This is a genomic window from Pseudomonas sp. FFUP_PS_473 (assembly GCF_002858665.1).
In the GTDB taxonomy this organism is placed as follows: Bacteria; Pseudomonadota; Gammaproteobacteria; order Pseudomonadales; family Pseudomonadaceae; genus Aquipseudomonas; species Aquipseudomonas defluvii.
This window is the reverse complement of sequence record NZ_PJQQ01000014.1, coordinates 93,613-114,494: the sequence shown is the minus strand read 5'-3', so window position 1 is coordinate 114,494 and position 20,882 is coordinate 93,613. Positions and strand designations below refer to the sequence as shown.

At 61.8% G+C, this 20,882-nt stretch carries 17 protein-coding genes; 7 read left to right on the top strand and 10 right to left on the bottom strand.

The annotated features are described in order from the left end of the window. Positions 1-217: 217 nt before the first annotated feature. Positions 218-2,113 (top strand): DEAD/DEAH box helicase, encoded by a 1,896-nt coding sequence (locus CYD26_RS12025; protein ID WP_102052699.1) that lies wholly within the window; start codon positions 218-220, stop codon positions 2,111-2,113. A gap of 61 nt (positions 2,114-2,174) precedes the next feature. On the opposite strand, the gene CYD26_RS12020 is transcribed toward CYD26_RS12025, so the two are convergent. The 3 genes from CYD26_RS12020 to CYD26_RS12010 all read right to left on the bottom strand — a co-directional run bounded on the left by CYD26_RS12020 (position 2,175) and on the right by CYD26_RS12010 (position 5,352). After that, a complete protein-coding gene (locus CYD26_RS12020) occupies positions 2,175-2,753 on the bottom strand; it encodes a YceI family protein (protein WP_099773375.1) in 579 nt (192 codons plus the stop codon). 34 nt (positions 2,754-2,787) lie between these two features. Continuing rightward, entirely contained in the window at positions 2,788-3,339 is a 552-nt protein-coding gene (locus CYD26_RS12015; protein WP_102052698.1) for a cytochrome b, read from the bottom strand. Between the two features lie 246 nt (positions 3,340-3,585). After that, the gene (locus CYD26_RS12010) at positions 3,586-5,352 is read right to left on the bottom strand and encodes a flavin monoamine oxidase family protein (protein WP_102052697.1); all 1,767 of its coding nucleotides are present in this window, start codon (positions 5,350-5,352) and stop codon (positions 3,586-3,588) included. A gap of 190 nt (positions 5,353-5,542) precedes the next feature. Here CYD26_RS12010 and CYD26_RS12005 point away from each other — a divergent pair, with 190 nt between their 5' ends. Further along, the gene (locus CYD26_RS12005; protein WP_065761324.1) at positions 5,543-6,949 is read left to right on the top strand and encodes an adenosylmethionine--8-amino-7-oxononanoate transaminase; all 1,407 of its coding nucleotides are present in this window, start codon (positions 5,543-5,545) and stop codon (positions 6,947-6,949) included. A gap of 79 nt (positions 6,950-7,028) precedes the next feature. Continuing rightward, the gene (locus CYD26_RS12000; RefSeq protein ID WP_099773372.1) at positions 7,029-7,748 is read left to right on the top strand and encodes a 16S rRNA (uracil(1498)-N(3))-methyltransferase; all 720 of its coding nucleotides are present in this window, start codon (positions 7,029-7,031) and stop codon (positions 7,746-7,748) included. On the opposite strand, the gene CYD26_RS11995 is transcribed toward CYD26_RS12000, so the two are convergent. The 7 genes from CYD26_RS11995 to pilG are packed head-to-tail and all read right to left on the bottom strand — an operon-like array spanning position 7,745 to position 17,631. After that, entirely contained in the window at positions 7,745-8,362 is a 618-nt protein-coding gene (locus CYD26_RS11995; RefSeq protein WP_065761334.1) for a hemolysin III family protein, read from the bottom strand. The genes CYD26_RS12000 and CYD26_RS11995 overlap by 4 nt on opposite strands. Before the next feature lie 54 nt (positions 8,363-8,416). After that, positions 8,417-8,884 carry a chemotaxis protein CheW gene (locus CYD26_RS11990; protein WP_065761326.1) on the bottom strand — a complete coding sequence of 156 codons (468 nt, stop codon included), beginning with the start codon at positions 8,882-8,884 and terminating at the stop codon, positions 8,417-8,419. Then, positions 8,877-14,189, bottom strand: coding sequence for an Hpt domain-containing protein (locus CYD26_RS11985; RefSeq protein ID WP_102052696.1), 5,313 nt, complete (start codon positions 14,187-14,189; stop codon positions 8,877-8,879). Before CYD26_RS11985 ends, CYD26_RS11990 begins: the two co-directional genes overlap by 8 nt. Positions 14,190-14,209: 20 nt before the next feature. Beyond that, complete coding sequence (locus tag CYD26_RS11980; RefSeq protein ID WP_065761328.1) at positions 14,210-16,243, bottom strand: methyl-accepting chemotaxis protein; 2,034 nt, start codon at positions 16,241-16,243, stop codon at positions 14,210-14,212. A gap of 15 nt (positions 16,244-16,258) precedes the next feature. Next, the gene (locus tag CYD26_RS11975; protein WP_065761329.1) at positions 16,259-16,813 is read right to left on the bottom strand and encodes a chemotaxis protein CheW; all 555 of its coding nucleotides are present in this window, start codon (positions 16,811-16,813) and stop codon (positions 16,259-16,261) included. Further along, positions 16,810-17,175: a twitching motility response regulator PilH gene (gene pilH, locus CYD26_RS11970; RefSeq protein ID WP_065761330.1), complete on the bottom strand. Its 366-nt coding sequence runs from the start codon at positions 17,173-17,175 to the stop codon at positions 16,810-16,812. The genes CYD26_RS11975 and pilH overlap by 4 nt, the downstream gene beginning before the upstream one ends. A 45-nt stretch (positions 17,176-17,220) precedes the next feature. Next, positions 17,221-17,631, bottom strand: a complete 411-nt coding sequence (gene pilG / locus CYD26_RS11965) for a twitching motility response regulator PilG (protein WP_065761331.1) — start codon at positions 17,629-17,631, stop codon at positions 17,221-17,223. 201 nt (positions 17,632-17,832) lie between these two features. Here pilG and gshB point away from each other — a divergent pair, with 201 nt between their 5' ends. The 4 genes from gshB (at position 17,833) to ruvX (ending at position 20,855) form a co-directional block, all read left to right on the top strand. Further along, positions 17,833-18,786: a glutathione synthase gene (gshB, locus tag CYD26_RS11955; protein WP_102052695.1), complete on the top strand. Its 954-nt coding sequence runs from the start codon at positions 17,833-17,835 to the stop codon at positions 18,784-18,786. 101 nt (positions 18,787-18,887) lie between these two features. Further along, positions 18,888-19,793, top strand: a complete 906-nt coding sequence (locus CYD26_RS11950) for an energy transducer TonB (RefSeq protein WP_102052694.1) — start codon at positions 18,888-18,890, stop codon at positions 19,791-19,793. A gap of 52 nt (positions 19,794-19,845) precedes the next feature. After that, positions 19,846-20,415 (top strand): YqgE/AlgH family protein, encoded by a 570-nt coding sequence (locus tag CYD26_RS11945; RefSeq protein ID WP_065761899.1) that lies wholly within the window; start codon positions 19,846-19,848, stop codon positions 20,413-20,415. Beyond that, positions 20,415-20,855, top strand: a complete 441-nt coding sequence (gene ruvX, locus CYD26_RS11940) for a Holliday junction resolvase RuvX (RefSeq protein WP_065761898.1) — start codon at positions 20,415-20,417, stop codon at positions 20,853-20,855. Before CYD26_RS11945 ends, ruvX begins: the two co-directional genes overlap by 1 nt. Positions 20,856-20,882: the final 27 nt, after the last annotated feature.

Genomic DNA, 20,882 nt, shown 5'->3' with positions numbered 1-20,882 from the left:
CTGTTATACTCGGGCATTCCCGCCAGGCTTACGCCCGGACGCTCGACCTTGAAACAGCCATCCTGACCGGTAGAACCGCGCGTTTAGACACCCGCTCGCCGCTCCCGGATGCACATTGAAGGCCAAGCAGGACCGGACGCGATAGCATCTGCAGATGCCCGTCGCGCCAGGCAAGATCATCCCAATGGGCTCAGCCCCCACTAGAACAGGATTTCTCATGTCCTTTGCTTCCCTCGGTCTCTCCGAGGCTCTAGTCCGCGCTATCGAGGCTGCGGGCTATACCCAGCCCACTCCGGTGCAACAGCGGGCGATTCCCGCCGTGTTGCAAGGTCGCGACCTGATGGTGGCGGCGCAGACAGGTACTGGCAAAACCGGCGGTTTCGCACTGCCAATCCTTGAACGCCTGTTTCCCGGCGGCCACCCCGACAAATCCCAGCGTCACGGCCCGCGCCAACCACGTGTTCTGGTGCTGACGCCAACCCGTGAACTGGCCGCACAGGTACACGACAGCTTCAAAACCTATGCCCGTGACCTGAATTTCATCAGCGCGTGCATCTTCGGTGGTGTTGGCATGAACCCGCAGGTGCAAGCCATGGCCCGCGGTGTCGATGTACTGGTGGCCTGCCCTGGCCGCCTGCTGGACCTCGCCGGTCAAGGCAGCGTCGACCTGTCGCACGTCGAAACCCTGGTGTTGGACGAAGCCGACCGCATGCTCGACATGGGCTTCATCCACGATGTGAAGAAGGTCCTGGCCCGTTTGCCGGCCAAGCGCCAGAACCTGCTGTTCTCGGCCACCTTCTCCAAAGACATCACCGACCTCGCCGACAAGCTCCTGCACAACCCGGAGCGTATCGAGGTCACCCCACCGAACACTACCGTCGAGCGGATCGAGCAGCGGGTCTATCGCCTGCCGGCCGGCCACAAGCGTGCGCTGCTGGCCCACTTGATCACCGTCGGCGCCTGGGAACAGGTACTGGTCTTCACCCGCACCAAGCATGGCGCCAACCGCCTGGCCGAGTACCTGGAGAAGCACGGCCTGACCGCCGCCGCCATCCATGGCAACAAGAGCCAGAATGCCCGCACCAAAGCCTTGGCCGACTTCAAGGCCGGCACTGTACGGGTCATGGTTGCCACCGACATCGCCGCGCGCGGCCTGGACATCGATCAACTGCCTCACGTAGTCAACTTCGAGCTGCCGAACGTTGAAGAGGACTACGTACACCGCATCGGCCGTACCGGTCGTGCTGGTCGCTCGGGCGAGGCCATCTCGCTGGTCGCACCCGACGAAGAGAAACTGCTCAAGAGCATCGAACGCGTTACCCGCCAGAAAATCGCCGACGGCGACCTGATGGGCTTTGATGCTTCGGCCATTGAGGCCGAGAAACCCGAAACCCGCGAGCGTCCACAAAACACCCCACGCACTGGCCGTGGCCAGCGTGCCGATGGCACCAACACCGGCAGCGGTGGCCGCAAGGACAAGGGTAAGGATAAAGGCAAGGAAAAGGACAAGGCCGGCGAGAAGTCCGCTGAAAAGGCCGCTGGTGGACGCCAGGAACGCAAGCCACGCGACAAGAAACCGCGCCCGGCTCAAGCCGCTGGCCAATCGGCTATTCCTCCAGTGCCCGCCAACCGCGATCCGGAAGAATTCCTGGACGACGAAGTCGATAATTTTGGCAACCGTGCCGACTACGTCAGCCCTTACCAGAACAAGGGTGGCCAGGGCCGCAACCGTCGCCCAGGCGCTCCAGCCAACAGCAACGGCGGGGCTGCCCAGCCACGCGGTGGCCAGGGCCGTAGCAACAACCCTCGTAGCGGTGGTGCAGCCAATGCAGGCGCCAACGGCGAGAAGCGTGGCGGTGCACGTAACGGTGCGGGCTCGGGTGGCCGTGACGGCCAGCCACGCCGTGACGGTGCCAACCGCAACCGTCGCCCTGCCCGCGAAGAGTCTTCGCGCCAGGAACCGGCCGTACGCAACCCTCGTGAAGGTCAGCCGCAACCGAAGATCATCCACAAGGAATCCAAAGTGGATCGCTTCCCGACCGCCGAGCAGTTGGAACAACTGCCAAGCCGTCCACGTGGCGAAAAACCGGCGCTGCTGACGCGTAACCGCTGATTCAGACGCCAACAAAAACGCCGCCCCATGGGGCGGCGTTTTTGTTGGTGCAGTAACCCGATTACTTCTGCTTCACGCCTTCCAGCGAGATGTCCAGGTCCAGAGTCTGCGAAGCTGGGCCCGGGCCCTTGATGCCGAAATCGTTCAGGTTCAGCGTAGTGGTGGCATTGAAGCCAGCACGCTCGCCGCCCCATGGGTCTTTGCCTTCACCGTTGAAGGTTGCCTTGAACACTACCGGCTTGGTCACGCCGTGCAGGGTCAGGTCACCCGCGACATCAGCGGTTTTCTCACCGGTCGACTTGACGCTGGTAGAGACGAACTTGGCATCAGGGAATTTGCTGACGTCGAGGAAGTCCTTGCTGCGGATGTGCTTGTCACGCTCGGCATGGTTGCTGTCGAGGCTGGCGGTTTTCAGGTCAACGGCAATTTTGCTGGCTTCTGGCTTGGCGCTGTCCCAGCTGAAGGTACCGTCAAAGTCCTTGAAGGTGCCATGGATGAAACTGTAGCCAAGGTGGCTGATTTTCCAGTCGACGAAAGCGTGCTGGCCTTCTTTGTCGATTTTGTAATCAGCAGCCATGGCCTGACCAGCCGACAGCAGTGCAGTACCAAGCGCCAGTGCGGCAAAAGTCTTTTTCAACATGCGTCTGTATCCTTTTTGCAGGTTAGGTTGAACATCAAGCTTTGCGGCCCAGCATGCGGACAAGGGTCGCGTCACGGTCTATAAAGTGGTGTTTAAACGCCGCCAGGGCATGCAAACCGGCAAAGATCACCACGCCCCATGCCACGTAGAAGTGGATTTCGCCGGCAAGGTCCGCCTGATCAGGCAGATTGCTGAGCAATGCAGGGACCTCAAACAGGCCGAATACCGGAATGCCCACGCCATCCGCGGTGGAGATCAGGTAGCCACTGATCAGAACAGCGAACAGGCCCAGATAGAGGAGACTGTGGCCAGCCTTGGCAGAAACCCGGGTAAATGTGCTGTAACTGGCCAACGTCGGCGGTGGCGGGCTGACAAAGCGCCAAATGACCCTTAGCAACATGATCGCCAACACAGTCAAGCCGATACTCTTGTGCAGATCGGGCGCGGTGTGACGCCAGGCGCTGTAGTAATCAAGGCCGACCATCCATAGGCCCAGGCCGAACAGGCCGAACACTGCCAATGCCACGCCCCAGTGCATGACAACACTGACCAAGCCATAGCGAGAAGATGAGTTTCGCAACTGCATTGCCGAATTTCCCTGTAAGAACTGTTGCCAAGACTAACGAGTTATCTATCGAATTAAAGCGGAAAATTTCGCTTTGAAATATCGAGAAAAACGATTGTTAGCGTGGAACGCTGGCATTAAGGAAAGATTAACGCTAGGCACTAGCGCTAATGGCAACGGGCGTGGAGAGGCATCAGAACGAGGCCGGCATGGGGATTGCCGGCAAGGCCGGCTCTTGAACGAGCCGGCCGCTACATCGGTAACAGGCTACTGAGCGCTGGCCTGAGTGTTGGTGGTCTTTTTCTTCACGGGCTCAGCCTTGGCAGCGGTTTTTTTCACCGGTGCCGGCTTGGCTGCTGTCTTCTTGGCTACCGGCTTCTTCGACGGCGTAGCCTTGGCAGGGGCAGCCTTGGCGGGCGCAACCTTGGCCGGTTCCTCTTTCGCTACAGGAGCCACAGGCGGCGCCACTGGGGCAGGTGCAGCCACTGGAGCCGGCGCTGGAGCAGCCTGCACAGCCTTCACCGCAGGTGGTGCTGCCGGTTTGTCAGCGCCACCGAACAGACGCGAGAAGAAGCCTGGCTTGCTCTCCTTGGCCGCGACGGCGCCTGCCGTTGCAGCTGCAGCGCCAACGGCTGCGGCTTTAAGCGGGTCGACGGTTTTACCCGCAGCCAGGTCCTGTACCTGGTTGGCCGCGCGCTGACCGCTGCGCAGGGCACCTTCGAGCGTGCCGGGGTACAGCGCATCGGTGTGCTCACCCGCGAAGGCGATGCGCTGCATAGGGCGCTCCCACAGGCGCCAGTACTTGCTGATCTGCCCCGGACCAAACGCCAGGTAGGAGCCGCCAGTACCCGCGTCGGTGCTGTAACGACGCACCTCATAGCCGGTAAACGCTCCTCGCGCCTGTGGATAAAACGCGTGCAGGCGGATCAACACCTGATCGACCATCTGTTTGTCGCCGAACGCCTGAAGCAGGCGAGCGTTGTCACCCGACAGGTTGATCACTACGTTGGCACCGCCCTTCAGCGCAGGTTCGATCCAGAGCATGCCAAGGCCGGTGTTGCTGTAGATTTCACCGGACATCCGCGCACGGCTTTCCCAGACTGGCGTCTTGAACTTCAGCATCAGCTGATCGCGCCAGCCGTAGTTGGTGCCCTTGATCGCCGCCAGGTGCAGGTTGTCCAGGCCCGGCGTCATTTGGATCTTGGCCAACGCCCGCAATGGCACGGCCAGGACCACGTAATCCGCCTGGTAACCGACACTGCCGACCTTGACGGTAACACCGTCTTTGTCTTGGCTGATCGCCGTGACCGGCGAACTGGTCTTGATGGTTTTCAGCTGTTTGACGAACGCCTGGGCCAATACCGGGCTGCCGCCAGGCAGGCGGGCGGCACGCAGGTCACGGTCGTTGACGCCACGATAGACTCGATTCTGCTGGGCGAAATACAACAGCGACAGGCGCGATGGTTCGTCATAACGGGTACGGATCTGCTGGTTGATCAACTGCCGCGCGGTAGCGGGCAGTTGCAGCTTGTCCAGCCAGGTGGCGACGTTCATCTGATCCAGGGCGAACAGGGTGCTATTGCCCGCCGGGTTTTCCGGGTCGTTGATCGAACGGGCCAGGTCGTCGAGGGTTTTCTCATAACGCTTGATGGCCTCGGCGGTGGCCGGCTGCTTGGTTGCCAGGTCCGCAGCGCTGAAGTACTCGCCGTCGATCAGGTAGCCCGGCGTACGAACGAACTCGGGCGCCGGCAGGGTGCTGAGCTTGAAGGTGTCCAGGTACTTGTTGAGGATCGGCTGTGCCTTGCTGTTGCCAATCCACTCGCTGGTGGCCAGGCCTGAACGCCCACCCATGCTGGGTTTGGCTTCCAGCAAGGTCACCTGCCAGCCCTTGCTTTGCAATTCATAGGCAGCGGTCAGGCCCGCCAGGCCACCGCCGACGACAATCGCCGTCGGCTGCTTGGCGGCCGCCAATGCCCCCGTACTGAACAGCCCAATCATTACTAACGCGCACGCGCGCAGCCAACCAGCAGACATTTGGCGAACTCCGGATCAAAGGCAGATAAAAGTGGGGGTGAGCACCCCAAGAAAGCTGCGTGAAGGATACGCCAGCATGGTCGGCCTCGCCAGCGAGCCAGGGCAGGATCACGCACTATGGGTTGTTCTCCTCCAACGCTTTGCATAGGCTTGCGCGCATACCCGAATACGCATCGCCAGGAGAGAGCCGATGGGCCTGAATCAACAGTGGATGCAACGTGACCTCAAGGTCCTGTGGCACCCCTGCACCCAGATGAAAGACCACGAGCAACTGCCGCTGATCCCGATCAAGCGCGGCGAAGGCGTCTGGCTCGAAGATTTTGAAGGCAAACGCTACCTGGATGCGGTCAGTTCCTGGTGGGTGAATGTGTTTGGCCATGCCAACCCACGCATCAACCAGCGCATCAAGGATCAGGTCGATCAACTTGAGCACGTGATTCTGGCCGGTTTCAGTCATCAACCGGTCATCGAACTTTCAGAGCGCCTGGTCAAACTCACGCCTGACGGACTCAATCGGTGTTTTTACGCCGATAATGGGTCTTCCTGCATCGAAGTCGCACTGAAAATGAGCTTTCACTACTGGCTGAACCAAGGCCAGCCGGAGAAAAAGCGCTTCGTCACCCTGAGCAACAGCTACCACGGCGAAACCATCGCGGCCATGTCGGTCGGTGACGTCCCGCTGTTCACCGAAACCTACAAGGCGCTGTTGCTCGATACGATCAAAGTACCAAGCCCAGACTGCTATTTGCGCCCAGAAGGGGTCAGTTGGGAGGCGCATTCGCGCACGATGTTCGCGGCCATGGAACAGACCCTGGCCGAACACCATGCGACCATCGCGGCAGTCATTGTCGAGCCCTTGATTCAGGGGGCCGGTGGCATGCGCATGTACCATCCGGTGTACCTCAAGCTGTTGCGCGAAGCCTGTGACCGCTACGGGGTTCACCTGATCCACGACGAGATCGCCGTAGGCTTCGGCCGTACCGGAACGATGTTCGCGTGCGAGCAGGCCGGCATCCGGCCAGATTTCCTCTGCTTGTCCAAGGCCCTGACCGGTGGCTATCTGCCGCTGGCCGCCTGCCTGACCACCGACCAGGTGTACAACGCGTTCTACGACGATTACCCGACCCTGCGTGCGTTCCTTCATTCGCACAGCTATACCGGCAACCCGCTGGCCTGCGCGGCGGCCCTGGCGACCCTGGATATCTTCGAGCAAGACAACGTCATCGAGAACAACAAGGCCCTGGCCCAGCGCATGGCCAGCGCCACGGCACACCTGGCCGATCATCCGCATGTGGCCGAAGTGCGCCAGACGGGCATGACCCTGGCCATCGAAATGGTTCAGGACAAGGCCAGCAAGACGCCTTACCCGTGGCAGGAGCGGCGCGGCCTGAAAGTCTTCGAGCACGCGCTCAGCCGCGGCGCACTGCTGCGCCCACTGGGCAGCGTGGTGTACTTCCTGCCGCCGTATGTCATCACCCCGGAACAAATCGATTTCCTTGCCGAAGTCGCCAGTGAAGGCATCGACCTCGCCACGCGTGACAGCCTGAGCGTTGCCGTGCCCAGTAACTTCCACCCAGACTTCCGCGATCCGGGCTAGCGCACACCCTGGGGGCCGGCCCTACCGGCCTTCGGGGGTGAGCAATGCGCCAATCGCCCGTTTTGATTCAGAGACCGACATGAGACTGTCCCGTTTTTTCATTGATGCCCCGCTGAGCCTTGGCGAGCATGACCTGCCTGAAGCCCAGGCCCATTACATCGGCCGCGTACTGCGCATGGCCACTGGCGACGCTGTACAGCTGTTTGACGGCAGCGGCCAGGAATACCTCGGCGAGTTGCTGGAAGTCGGCAAGAAAAACGTGCGCGTGGTGCTCAGCGAAACCCTGCCGGGCCAAGCCGAGTCGATGCTGCACGTCCATCTGGGCCAAGGCCTGTCACGCGGCGAGCGGATGGACTGGGCAATCCAGAAGGCCACCGAGTTGGGTGCCAACGAAATCACCCCGATTGTCAGCGAGCGCTGTGAAGTCCGCCTCAAGGACGAGCGCGCCGACAAGCGCCTGGCCCACTGGCGCCAGGTAGCGATCAGCGCCTGTGAACAGTGCGGTCGCTCACGCCTGCCGGTCATTCATGCCCCTATGCTGCTGGCCGACTGGCTCAAGCAACGCGACGAAGCGCTGAAGCTGGTCCTGCACCCAGTCGCCGAGCCAATGATCAGCCACGCCAGACCCGAGCACCTGGCCTTTTTGATTGGCCCCGAAGGCGGCCTCTCGGAGGCGGAAGTCGAACAGGCCAAGAGCACCGGATTTCACGCCGCCCGCCTGGGCCCACGGGTACTGCGCACGGAAACCGCACCCGTGGTAGCACTGGCCGTTGCCCAACAACTGTGGGGTGATTTCTAAAGCACGTAGAAAAACACCGCGACAAAATGCATCAGGCTGCCGGCGATCACGAACAGATGCCAAATGCCGTGCCAATGGCGAAAGCGGCTGTCATAGGCAAAGAAGATGATCCCGATGGTGTAGAACGCCCCACCACCGGCCAGCCAGGCAAACCCCGCAGTGCCCAGGCTGGCCAGTAGCGGCTTGACCGCGACCAGCACGATCCATCCCATCACCGCGTAGATGACGATCGACATCACCCGCGCCTCGGAGCGCGGTTTGATTTCCTGCAGCATACCGATCACTGCCAGCCCCCAGACGGTGCCAAACAGGCTCCAGCCCCAGGGGCCACGCAAACTGACCAGGCAGAATGGCGTGTAACTGCCCGCAATGAGCAGGTAGATCGACAGATGATCAAGCTTGCGCATGACCGTTTTGGCCTTGCCGCGTACGCTGTGATAAAGCGTGGAGATGCTGTACAGCAACAGCAAGGTGAAGCCGTAGATCGTCAGGCTGACAATTTTCCAGGGGTCGCCTTGCAGTACCGCAATCCCTATCAGCCATGTCGCGCCGACAGCGGCCAGTAGCGCGCCGACGAGGTGGGTCCATGCATTGAAGCGTTCACCATGGTACATGTGGCGCTGCCCTCCAAGGTCCTCTTGCAGGCTCATGCTACACAGGCATTCGCCTCAAACCACCCCCGCCTCTAGTAGTAGACGCTCCAAGGCGACCAGATCCGGCACCCGCGCCACCAACTCACCGACCTGCACGGCCGCCAACTCCAGCGGGGCCAACGGCACATCAACGTAGTTGAGCTGGCTGTCCAGCTTGCAGGAGCGCGGGATGCCCTGCACCAGTAACGCCATGAAACGCAGGCGGCTGTCGCCCAGCGAGTTGAGCACGACGATCCGTGCCCGCTCGCCCACCTGTGTAGAGCCGCCACACGCGGCCTCGAAACTGATCAGAGGCAAGCGCTGATTGCGCCAGTCGATCCACCCCAGGTGCCAGTCGAAACCCTCCAACACCTGCATGCCAGGACGATAGCCAATCAGCTCGGCCACCGCGACGTTCGGCAACACCAGGCTGCGATCACTCAGCGGCAGTAGCAGACCGGTCAGGCTGCTACGCCCCCCGTTGCGGACGGGTTGTTCAAGCATTGTGCGTACTCCACTGGGCAATACTCTGCAGCAGCACCGACTCTTGATACGGCTTGCCCATGTATTCATTCACGCCAATGGCCATCGCCCGGTCACGGTGCTTTTGCCCGGTACGCGACGTGATCATGATGATCGGCAGGTCCTTGAGCCGCGGGTCCTGGCGAACCCGGGTCGCGACCTCGAAGCCATCCATGCGCGGCATTTCGATGTCGAGCAAGACCACGTCCGGGCGGTGCTCCTGCAACAACGCCATGGCATCGACGCCGTCCTTGGCGGTCAGGACGTTCATGCCGTGGCGCTCAAGCAGGCGCCCAGTGACCTTGCGCACAGTCACCGAGTCATCCACGACCAACACCAGCGGTGGGCGCATGACGGTACGCTCGGCCAACGTATGCAGTGAGCCACGCTCGGCACTTGGCAGTTGGGCGGGTCGCAACTGCTGCGCGCGCAATTGGGCGAGCAAGTCGAGAATCAGCACCACTCGCCCATCCCCCAGGATGGTCGCCCCGGACAGCCCTTGAACCGAAGCGAACTGCGGCCCCAGGCTCTTGACCACGATCTCGCGACTGGCGGACAGGGCATCGACCTGAACCGCAAACTGCTGTTCTTGAGAATGCACCAACAGCACGGGCAGGGGCAGGGTCTGGCCGAGCAAGCGAGGTGGCGGCAGATCCTCCAGAAGCCCCCCCAGGTAGTGCAGTTCATAACGGTGCCCAGCGTACTCATAACGCGGAGGATCCAGCTGGTAACAGGCTTCGAGCTCGGCCGGAGGCACCCGGACGATACCCTCGATGGTGTTCAGCGGGATCGCATACTGCTCATCGCTACTGTGCACCATCAACGCCCGGTTGACCGACACGGTAAACGGCAAGCGAATCAGAAAGCGCGCACCTTTACCCGGGATCGAGTCGATGATCATCGACCCGCCCAGTTGCTTGACCTCCTCATGCACCACATCCATCCCCAGCCCTCGCCCGGAGATCTGGGTGATTTTTTCAGCGGTGGAGAACCCTGGCTGCAAAATGAACTGCATGACCTCGTGATCACTGATCTCGGCGGCCGGGTCCAGCAGCCCGCGCTTGATGGCCTTGCGGCGCACGGCCTCCAACGACACACCGGCACCGTCGTCCGACATCTCGATGACGATATCGGCACCTTCATGCAGCAGGTTCAAGGCAATCAGCCCTTGCTCCGGCTTGCCCGCGGCAAGGCGCACCTCCCGGGGCTCCAGGCCATGGTCGACTGCGTTGCGCAGCATGTGTTCCAACGGTGCGACCATGCGCTCAAGCACACTGCGATCCAACTCGCCTTCGGCATTGCCGACCACTAGCTCGACCTGTTTGCCCAACTCGCTGGCGACCTGGCGAACCACCCGCTGCAGGCGCGGTACCATGCGCTCGAACGGCACCATGCGGGTGCTCATCAGACCTTCCTGCAGGTCGGTATTCACCCGTGCCTGCTGCTGCAACAGGGTCTGCGCCTCTTGGGCGCGGATACTCAAGGTCTCTTTCAGGTCGAGCAGGTCCGAAGCCGACTCAAACAACGCACGGGACAACTGCTGCAATTGCGAGTGACGGTCCATTTCCAGCGGGTCGAACTCTTCATAACCCAGCGGCTCACCTTCGCTCGGCTGCGCACCGAGCGCGCGGCCCTGGGTTTCGCTGTCGAGCCGACGCAACAGGTCACGCATCCGCTCCAGCGTGGTTTCCATTTCACCCAGGGCCGTTTGCGCATCATTCACCTGCTGCTCGATACGCCCGCGAATGATTGAATTCTCACCGGCGAGGTTGCCCAGGTCGTCGAGCAGCTCAGCAGCCACTTTCACCTGGTCGGCCGCCGGTCGTTCAGGCGTCGGGGCAGGCGCCTCGGCTACCACGCTGTCGCTTTGTGGTTGGCTTTCGCTGACCGCAGCACTGGTGAAATTACGGATGTAGTCGATCAGTGCGGTGGGGGCAGGCAGCGGTTGCTGCAGGCGCACGGCATCGAGCATGTGTGCCAGGCGGTCATGGCAATTCTGCAGCAGGCTGAACAGCGCCGCACTGGGCTGAAGATGACCGGCGGCCAACTGCTCAAACAGAAACTCCAGTTCATGGGCGAGGTCGCCAATCGGTGCGATCTCGACCATCCGCGCGCCCCCTTTCAGGGTGTGCAGATCGCGTAACAGGTTCTCCACTTCCAGCGTATTGCGTGGCTCAGCCTGCCAGCGCAACAAGGCTGCCCCAGAGCTTTCGACGATATCGAAACCTTCCTCCAGGAAAATCTCCAGCAGCTCCTTGTCGCCCTCTTCTGCCGGCTTCTGTGTCACCGGCTGAACCGGCGCAGGCCCGGCGTCCTCCTGACGGAACTCACGCAATGCCGTGAGCGCGTCAAGCGCCGATAACGGCATCTGGCCCTGTTGTAACTGGTCGAGCATCCGGGCCAACAATGCGTGACTGTCGAGCAGCAGTTCAAACAGCGCTGGCGATGCATTGAAACGCCGATCCACCAGGCCCTCATAGAAGCTTTCCAGTGCCTGGGCCAGTTCGGCTACGGCACTGACGCCAGCCATCTGGGCGCCACCGTTGAGGGTATGCCAATCGCGTTGCAGCGATGACAGCGCGGCGCTGTTTTCAGGCTCGACACGCCAGCGTGCCAGGGTTTGATCAGCCCCCTCGAGAATATCCACGGCCTCTTCGAGGAACAGTTGCACCAGCGTTTCGTCGGGTAACTGCTCGGCCAGGGCCGCCGTCGCCTCGCCCAACTCATGCACCTGCGACTGCCCGTCGGCGCTACGAACCAGGCCCATGGCGGCAGGGTCCAGCCCCTCCTCCAACAGTTCACGCAAGGCGTGCAGGTGCTCAGGGCTGGCCTGAACTTCCTGGCCCGCAGCGATCTGGTCGAGCATGCCGATCAGCGCCTCATGGGCATGCTGCGCCTCCTCGAAGAAACGCGGGCTGACCACAACACTGCTTTCCTCAACAGCGCCGTAGAGATCGAGCAAGGCCTCGCAGAGCTCATCCACCTGCCAGAGGTCCGCCAGGTGTGCGCTCTGCCCCAGCGTGGTCAATTCGTCGAGCAGGGCGCTCAGCTCCTGACGCTGCTCGGGGTGTTCCTGCCAACGCAGCAGCAACGACTCGGCATCAAGCAGAATGTCCATGCCCTGCGCCAGGAAGCTGGCAATCAACTGTGGGTCACGCTTGACCCGCAGGCCTGCACTAGGCGCCTCCAGCAAGGCCCGCAAACGGGTCTTCACCGCCTGATCTACCTGTTCGATCAGCAGCTCGGCACCCATGATCGGTGCCAACGGTGTGCTGTCGAGCTGCTCCAGGCCCCGGTGCAACAAGGCATCAGCGGTTTGCAGCAGGTAGATCTCGTCCAGATCAACACCCAATTGATGAGCCTTGTACTCACGTACGAGCAGGTCAAGGGCAGCCGCCAGCTCAGCAATCGGCACCACCCCCGCCATTGCCGCGCTGCCTTTGAGGGTATGCAGGGCCCGTTGCAGGTCGTCACTGACCGGCAGCGGCAGTTGCTCATCGGCACTCTGCAGGAACGCATCAAGGCTGGCCAAATGGGCCTGCGCTTCATTGCGGAAGATCTCCAGCAACTGCGGGTCAATGGCCTCGGCGTTGTCGGTCTGCGGTACATCGTTCATGGCCAAGGCATGCAAGTGCAGTGATAACTGCTCCACCGTCTCGTTCATCAGTGGCCGGCCTTCGGCGTATTCGGCCAGTAACGCTGGAAACAGCGCCAACGCCTGCTCCAGGCTTGCCAGTACCGGCTCCCCCGGCGCCACACGGCCTTCGAGCATGCGGTTAAGCAGATGTTCTGCCGACCACGCCAGTTCAGCCACGACCATTGCATGCACCATCCGCCCGCTACCCTTGAGGGTATGAAAGCCTCGACGCAGCTCGACCAACACCGGTCGCAGGCGCGTATCACTGCGCCACTGGACCCACTGCTCATTCAAGTGCTGAAGAACATCCTCGGCCTCTTCGAGAAACACCTCGCGAAGCTCGTCATCGATTGTCGCGACGTCTGCCTCGACCGGTGCCGACATCTCGACACGCGGTGACTCGAGCACATACCCCAGCACCGTGAAACTACGCTCAGCCTGCTCAAGGAAGCGCTCGACCTGCGCCTGAGGATCAGCGCTCAGGTACTGCAGGTAACATTCAAGGTTGCAGATGGCGTCGGCGAAAGGCTCCAGGGTACTGGCATCCGGCAGTTGCTCACTGCCGAGCAAGCGGCTTTCGACATAGTCGCCACAGTAGCGCAACAAGCGCGACGCACGCGGCAGCATGAGCATCGCCAGGGCACCACGAACTTGCGTGAAGAGCCCTGGCAATGGCTCCAGGCGCTGGCGCTCCCAACCGCCCTCCAAGGCATCGGCGATCAGTTCCTTGGCTTGCTGCAGCACCCCATGAGATTCATCAAAGACCACTTGGCGTACTTCAGCCAGATCGGCACCCGGCGGCTGGGCCTGCCCAGGCGAATCAATCGAACCGACCATGCCGGCCAGCGTCGCCTCGACATACAGCAACGCACCCGCCACATCCATCAATACGGCATCGTCCGGGGCGCGCTGCCCGCGTGCCAGCCCCTGCAAGACCGAAACCTGATCGATGATGACCCGGCGCGGCTGGCCAAAACCAAGCACCGCGAGGGTATCGGCCGTCTGTCGCAAGGGCGCCAGCAGCGCCTCCAGCTCATCGACCTGCTGACGGTCGCCGCGCACAAAGAGGTCCAGGCGCTCCTTGGCCCATCGCAAGTCTTCACAGACAGCGGCGACCACCGAGCGCAAGGCATCACGGTCCGAGCCGATCTGCAAGCGGTCGCGCAGCCCACTCAGGGACAACTCCAGGTTGCCTTGCCCCTGGGCAACGTCAGGCTCGCTCGGCGGCACATCATTCAACGGGGGTTGCAGCAGCGGCTCGGCACCGCGAGCCGTACGCAATGGGTTGAGCAGCGGCAGGAGCACCAACGGAAGGTCACGCCCGGCAGCACGCAGACGCTCCAGGTACAGGGGTAACTGATCCAGCCCCCGGAACAAGGCGCCCAGCGCTTCACCACGGGCAGCCACGCGCCGTTGCTGCAAGGCCAAGCTTAGTTGCTCCACCTCCTCGGCCAGCAGCACAGCCCCCTGCAATTCGAGCATCTGCAAACAACCCACAACCTGATGTATCGGCTCGACAACGTCGGCCAGTACCTCGATATCCCCCGGTTCAGCGGCAAAATGCTCCAGCGCCTTGCGCGCAGCACCCAGGCACTCGGCAATGGCGGCATTGACCCAGACCAGGGCAACAGTAGCGTGACGATCAACCATAAGCCCTCCAGTAGTCAGGGTCAGCGAGCCGGCGGTAAGGTAAAACCCGACACCGAACGCCGCATTTCACTGGCCATACGGGCCAGATTGCCAATGCTCTCGGCCGTCGCGGTCGAGCCGGACGAGGTTTGCGAGGTGATCTGCTGAATCACCGCCATGGTATGGGAGATCTGCCCAGCCGAAGACGTTTGCAACTGGGCGGCATCGGAGATGCTCAGAATCAGCTCGGCCAAGGTCTGCGACACCCCTTCGATTTCTGCCAGGGCCACCCCGGCATCCTGGGCCAGGCGCGCACCACGGACCACCTCGGCGGTGGTCTGTTCCATGGAAATCACCGCTTCGTTGGTATCGGCCTGAATCGCTCGCACCAGCGCCTCGATTTGCCGTGTCGCCGAAGACGAACGCTCAGCCAAGCGCTGCACTTCATCAGCGACCACGGCGAAACCACGTCCAGCCTCACCGGCCATGGACGCCTGAATCGCAGCGTTGAGCGCAAGAATGTTGGTCTGATCGGCAATGTCATCGATCAGGCTGACGATATCGCCGATTTCCTGAGAAGACTCGCCAAGGCGCTTGATGCGCTTGGCGGTGTCCTGAATCTGCTCACGGATGTTGTCCATGCCGTGGATGGTGTTGTGAACCACCTCGTTGCCCTTGTTGGCAATCGCCACCGCTCGCTCAGCCACTTTGGCCGACTCATAGGCGTGGGTCGAAACCCGATCGATCGACTCAGCCATGTCACCGACGGCCATCGACGCATCACTGATCTGCTGAGCCTGGTGCTCGGACGCCTTAGCCAACTGACGGGCTGTGGTCTGAGTATCCTGCACCGCGCTGGCAACTTCCTCGGCACTTTGGTTGATCGTCGCCACCAGGTCGCGAAGCTGGTCGATCGAGTAATTGATCGAGTCGGCAATAGCTCCGGTAAAGTCCTCGGTGACCGAGGCAGTGACGGTCAGGTCGCCGTCGGCCAGGTCTTCGATTTCATCCAACAGGCGCATGATTGCCTGCTGGTTGCGCTCATTTTTTTCTGCCGTCTCATGCAGTTGGCGATGGGTTTCACGCACCATCACCAGGCCGATCAGAATGATCGAGGCCAGTGCCAGCAAACCCAGCGCGTAGCCGCCAACGGTGTCCAGCGTGCGCCCTGCGGCCAGGTTCTCGAAGCCATTGGCCAGACGCGAGGCCTCATCGAGCAAGGTCTGCGACAGGTTGAAAATGTTGCTGGCCGCTTCACGCACCCGGAACAACTCGGGGGACGTCTCGAGAATTTCGTCCACGGAGCCCGCGACGAACTGGAACAGTTCAGCGATTTCAGTCAGGCGAGCACGGGCATCGGGGTCTTGAACACGGGTCAGTTGAATCGACGGGTTGCCCGCCAGCATGCCCTCAAGGACCTGACCAAAGCGCGTCGCATCGCGCCCAAAGGCATCCGCGGCCTGAACGGAGGTGTCATCGCCGGCCAGCACTGTATTGACCGAGCCGAGAATGCGTTCGGCCAACAGCGCCTGGCGCTGGGCTACCGCAACCTGGCTGGCCGGGGCGCCGTTCTTGAGGAGGATCTCCACGACCTTCTCGTATTCGACCTGCAACTGCGGAACCGTCTCGGACAGGGTTGCCGCCACCTGGTGCAGCGACAATACGGTCTGCTCACTGGCCAGGATCGTATCGGTGTATTTGCGCAGGTTTTCCCAGTCACTCAGCACGGCCTCCATTTCGCTACGCACGGCAGGCGGAGCGGAGGGCAGGCCGGTGGCGTGATCGCCCTTCTTCAAATAGCCCCAACGCTGCTCAAAGTCATTGCGTGCATCACTCAACAACTTGAAGGCCCGCGCCTTGCCCGCAGCCGCTTCAGTGGCGTTCTTGGCAATACGCTGGGACAACACGCGCAACTCGCCGGCATGCCCGATGTACTGCTTGTCGTAATTGGCCTGGGTATTGAGGTAGGCGAAATTGGCGAACAACAGGATGATCGACAGGATCAGCACGATAAACAGCACGGCAATCTGCGCGCTGCTGCGAGAGCCTTGTACCGAGGGAAAGGTCTTGGTCACGGGTTCGACATTCCTTTACAGCGCCACATCGAGAAAGCCCGTTGCCTGCGACAGGGCAAATGGACTGAAGATTCCCCAGCAACGCTCACGTTGAAAGTGGCCCTGGACAAAGGGCCCTGCCCCGGCCAACAGCGGCGACGGCACGGAGAGGTCCAGGCTGCGCAGCGGAAAGTGCTGCAGACCGGCAACTTCGTCGACCAGCAGCCCGGCAAACACCTCCTGATGATCCAGCACCAGTACGCGGCGCTGCTTGCGCAAACCGCTCTGGGCCAGGCCGAAATACCCACACAGGTCCATCACCGGCAACAACCGCCCACGCAGGTTAGCGACGCCAAGCACCCAGGGCTTGACCCCGGGGATACGGCTGAGGCGAGGCTCCTGCAGCACTTCGGCAACTTCCTGCATCGGCGCGACAAACCACTGTTCAGCAATACGAAAGCCGATCCCGCTCCAACTCTGCAGGCGGGTCTCCTGTAACGGCAGGTCGGCCGCCAACAGGCGGCAGCGGCGGTCGATGTCCAACAGCAGTTCAAATGCCGTCAGCGACTCGCCCTTGGGCCGGGTGGTCAACCCTTGAGTACGCCGTCGAGGGTCTTGATCAGGGTCTGCTCATCCACCGGTTTGGTCAGGTAGTCGCGGGCGCCCTGACGCGTGCCCCAGACCTTGTCGGTTTCCTGGTCCTTGGTGGTCACGATAATCACCGGGATACCACTGGTCTCAGGGTCCTTGCTCAGTTGGCGGGTCGCCTGGAAGCCGTTCATGCCTGGCATGACGATGTCCATCAGTACCGCGTCGGGTTTTTCCTGGCGCGCCAGCGCCACACCGTCGGCGCCATTTTCAGCCTTGAGCACCTGATGCCCGTGTTTTTCGAGCATTCCGGTCAGTTTGTACATTTCAGTCGGCGAATCATCGACGATCAGAACTCGGGCCATGCTATTCCCCATCGAAGGAAAGGATGCCGCGCCAGGTGCGCAGCATCAGGGTGCGTGTTGTGCTTCTGCGGCGAAACCCGGCACATGCGCCTTGATCGCGTCCAGCAGTTCTTCCTTGCTGAAAGGCTTGGTCAAAAACTGATCAGAGCCGACAACCCGGCCGCGGGCCTTGTCGAACAGCCCATCACGGGATGACAGCATGACCACCGGCGTATCCTTGAACATACTGTTGTGTTTGATCACTGCGCAGGTCTGGTAACCGTCCAGGCGCGGCATCAACACATCGACGAAAATGATATCGGGATGGTGGTCGACAATCTTGGCCAGGGCGTCAAAACCGTCAGTGGCGGTAATGACGGTGCAACCGGCTTCGCCGAGCAACATCTGCGCGGTACGACGAATCGTCTTCGAGTCGTCGATGACCATCACCTTCAATGCCGCTTCGGGCTGTCCCATAATTGCTCTACCATCGCCTGGAAGGGCCGTGCAGGCCACATGCCAGGCCTTTTTAGCACACTCTCAAGGTGCATTCCATCGGCCTGCGCCGGGGTCGCCCACGATGCGTTTTCCGCTTGACCGCCAGCGTCGCCGGCGCCACCCTGACGCCACTTTTCATTTGAGCCACTGCGGCCTGCTGCCGCCGAGAGGATATACCCCATGAGCGTTCGCCTCGGGATTGTCATGGACCCCATTGCGCGCATCTCCTACAAGAAGGACAGCTCGCTGGCCATGCTGCTGGCCGCCCAGGAACGCGGCTGGTCGCTGTTCTACATGGAGCAGCAGGATCTTTACCAACGCGAGGGCCAGGCCCGGGCACGGATGCGCCCACTGCGCGTGTTTGCCGACCCCGAGCATTGGTTCGACCTGGAAGCGGAAACCGACGGCGCCCTGAGCGACCTGGACGTCATCCTGATGCGCAAGGATCCGCCCTTCGACATGGAGTTCGTCTACAGCACCTACCTGCTGGAGCAGGCCGAGGCCGCGGGCGTGCTGGTGGTCAACCGCCCACAGAGCCTGCGTGACTGCAACGAAAAGCTGTTCGCCACCCTGTTCCCGCACTGCACGCCGGCGACCGTGGTCAGCCGCCGCCCGGATATCCTGCGCGACTTTGCCACCGAGCACGGTGACGTCATCCTCAAGCCGCTGGACGGCATGGGCGGTGCGTCGATTTTCCGCCACCGCGTGGGTGACCCCAACCTGTCGGTGATCCTTGAAACACTGACGGCCCATGGCACCCAGCAGATCATGGCGCAAGCCTACCTGTCGGCCATCAAGGATGGCGACAAGCGCATCCTGATGATCGACGGCGAGCCAGTGCCCTACTGCCTGGCACGGATTCCGGCCAGCGGTGAAACACGCGGCAATCTGGCTGCCGGCGGACGTGGCGAAGCCCGCGAGTTGACCGAGCGCGACCGCTGGATCGCCGCACAGGTCGGCCCAACCCTGCGCGAGAAAGGCCTGCTGTTTGTCGGCCTGGACGTGATTGGCGAGCACCTGACCGAAATCAACGTCACCAGCCCGACCTGCATCCGCGAAATCGATAACGCCTTCGGTACCCGGATTGGCGTGCAGTTGATGGACGCCATTGATCGCAAGCTCAAGGCACGCTGACAGTCGAGGCAGGGAAACTGCGCAGAGTGGGTTATGATGCCGGTCCTTTTTTCGACCTGGCCGCCCGCTTTGCCGGTTTCACCCCGGCTGCTGGATAACCCATGACGCTCCCCGCCGACATCCCCGCCGATTTTGCCCCGCCCCGCGTTCGCCCGGCGGACCGGCTCGGCTTTACCCTTTTTCTGGCGGCGCTGCTGCACTTGGCGCTGATCCTGGGCCTGAGTTTTACCTTTGCCAAACCCGAAGAAATTCGGCGGACCCTGGAAATCACCCTGGCCACGTTCAAGAGTGAAGCGCCCCCAAAGAAAGCGGACTTCCTGGCTCAGGACAACCAGAAAGGCAGCGGCACCCTGGACAAGAAAGCAGTGCCCAAGACCACTGAACTGGCGCCCTTCCAGGACAGCACGATCAACAAGGTAACGCCACCGCCTGCCGCACGGCAGGAAGTGCTGCCGCAGCCGACACCGCCCAAGGCCGTGGTCACCACCCAGGCCGCCAAACAGCAGAAAGTCGAAACCCGGCCCAAGGAAGTCAAACCGCAACCAAAACCCAAGGTGGCGGTACCGGAATTCGACAGCTCGGAACTGTCCAGCCAGATCGCCAGCCTTGAGGCCGAACTGGCCCATGAACAGCAGGCCTACGCCAAGCGCCCACGCATTCATCGGCTCAATGCCGCCTCGACCATGCGCGACAAAGGCGCTTGGTACAAAGAGGAATGGCGCAAGAAGGTCGAGCGCATCGGCAACCTCAATTACCCCGACGAAGCGCGCCGCCAGCAGATCTATGGCAGCCTGCGCCTGATGGTCTCGATCAACCGCGACGGCTCGCTCTATGAGGTGCTGGTACTGGAGTCGTCCGGGCAACCGCTGCTCGATCAGGCAGCACAGCGTATCGTGCGCCTGGCGGCGCCATTTGCGCCCTTCACCGGGGATCTTGCCGACATCGACCGGCTGGAGATCATCCGCACCTGGCGCTTCGCCCGCGGCGACCGCCTTTCGAGCAATTAAAGGGCGTGCCTCAGGCTTGTCAGTAGGGCGCCTCAACGCCACACTAAGGGTCATGAAGAACATCGCCCCGACCTACCTCAAGCACCAGTTTCTGATTGCCATGCCGCACATGGCCGATCCGAACTTTGCCCAGACCCTGACCTACATCGTTGAACACAACGAGAGCGGCGCCATGGGCCTGGTGGTCAACCGGCCACAGGAGTTGAACCTGGCCGATATCCTCGAGCAACTGCGACCGGACACCGAAACGCCGACGCGCTGCCTGCAGATACCCATCTACATGGGTGGCCCGGTACAGACCGACCGCGGTTTCGTGCTCCACAGCCGCGGCCCGACCTACCAGGCAACCATCGAGCTCGAAGGCTTGTCGCTGTCCACCTCGCAGGACGTCCTGTTCGCCATTGCCGACGGTACAGGCCCGGAAAACAGCCTTATCACCCTGGGTTATGCCGGCTGGGAAGCCGGGCAGCTTGAGGCGGAGCTCGCGGACAATGCCTGGCTCAATTGCCCATTCGATCCCGAGATCATCTTCGGCCTGACCAGCGACCTGCGCCTTGAAGCGGCCGCAGCCAGCCTGGGGATCAACCTCAGCCTGCTGACCAGCCAGGCGGGGCACGCCTGATGAGTGCACCAAGACTACTGCTGGGTTTTGACTATGGCAGCAAACAGATTGGCGTGGCCGTTGGCCAGATGATCACCGGGCAAGCCCGCGAACTGTGCACGCTGAAAGCGCAGAACGGCGTGCCGGACTGGACCCAGGTGGAAAAACTGATCAAGGAATGGCAGCCCGACGCAATTGTCGTCGGCCTGCCGTTGAACATGGACGGCACGCCCAGCGAAATGAGCGCCCGCGCCGAGAAATTCGCCCGCCGCCTGAATGGCCGCTTCAACCTGCCTGTGCACACCCACGATGAACGCCTGACCACCTTTGAAGCCAAGGGCGAGCGCATGGCCCGTGGCGGTCAGCGCGGCAGCTACCGCGACAACCCGGTCGACGCCATTGCCGCCGCCCTGCTGCTGCAAGGGTGGCTGGAAGCCAATGCCGGGCTGATGCAACCCTGATCACGGATTCAAGCCGGACCGTACTAG

Excerpts from the sequence above, each read along its gene's own strand:
- CYD26_RS11985 (WP_102052696.1), bottom strand. The coding sequence starts at position 14,189 with ATGGTTGATCGTCACGCTACTGTTGCCCTGGTCTGGGTCAATGCCGCC.
- CYD26_RS12005 (WP_065761324.1), top strand. The coding sequence starts at position 5,543 with ATGGGCCTGAATCAACAGTGGATGCAACGTGACCTCAAGGTCCTGTGG.
- CYD26_RS12010 (WP_102052697.1), bottom strand. The coding sequence starts at position 5,352 with ATGTCTGCTGGTTGGCTGCGCGCGTGCGCGTTAGTAATGATTGGGCTG.
- pilH (WP_065761330.1), bottom strand. The coding sequence starts at position 17,175 with ATGGCCCGAGTTCTGATCGTCGATGATTCGCCGACTGAAATGTACAAA.
- CYD26_RS11950 (WP_102052694.1), top strand. The coding sequence starts at position 18,888 with ATGACGCTCCCCGCCGACATCCCCGCCGATTTTGCCCCGCCCCGCGTT.
- CYD26_RS12025 (WP_102052699.1), top strand. The coding sequence starts at position 218 with ATGTCCTTTGCTTCCCTCGGTCTCTCCGAGGCTCTAGTCCGCGCTATC.
- CYD26_RS12020 (WP_099773375.1), bottom strand. The coding sequence starts at position 2,753 with ATGTTGAAAAAGACTTTTGCCGCACTGGCGCTTGGTACTGCACTGCTG.
- CYD26_RS11990 (WP_065761326.1), bottom strand. The coding sequence starts at position 8,884 with ATGCTTGAACAACCCGTCCGCAACGGGGGGCGTAGCAGCCTGACCGGT.
- CYD26_RS11945 (WP_065761899.1), top strand. The coding sequence starts at position 19,846 with ATGAAGAACATCGCCCCGACCTACCTCAAGCACCAGTTTCTGATTGCC.
- CYD26_RS12015 (WP_102052698.1), bottom strand. The coding sequence starts at position 3,339 with ATGCAGTTGCGAAACTCATCTTCTCGCTATGGCTTGGTCAGTGTTGTC.
- CYD26_RS11995 (WP_065761334.1), bottom strand. The coding sequence starts at position 8,362 with ATGTACCATGGTGAACGCTTCAATGCATGGACCCACCTCGTCGGCGCG.
- CYD26_RS12000 (WP_099773372.1), top strand. The coding sequence starts at position 7,029 with ATGAGACTGTCCCGTTTTTTCATTGATGCCCCGCTGAGCCTTGGCGAG.
- gshB (WP_102052695.1), top strand. The coding sequence starts at position 17,833 with ATGAGCGTTCGCCTCGGGATTGTCATGGACCCCATTGCGCGCATCTCC.
- pilG (WP_065761331.1), bottom strand. The coding sequence starts at position 17,631 with ATGGGACAGCCCGAAGCGGCATTGAAGGTGATGGTCATCGACGACTCG.
- ruvX (WP_065761898.1), top strand. The coding sequence starts at position 20,415 with ATGAGTGCACCAAGACTACTGCTGGGTTTTGACTATGGCAGCAAACAG.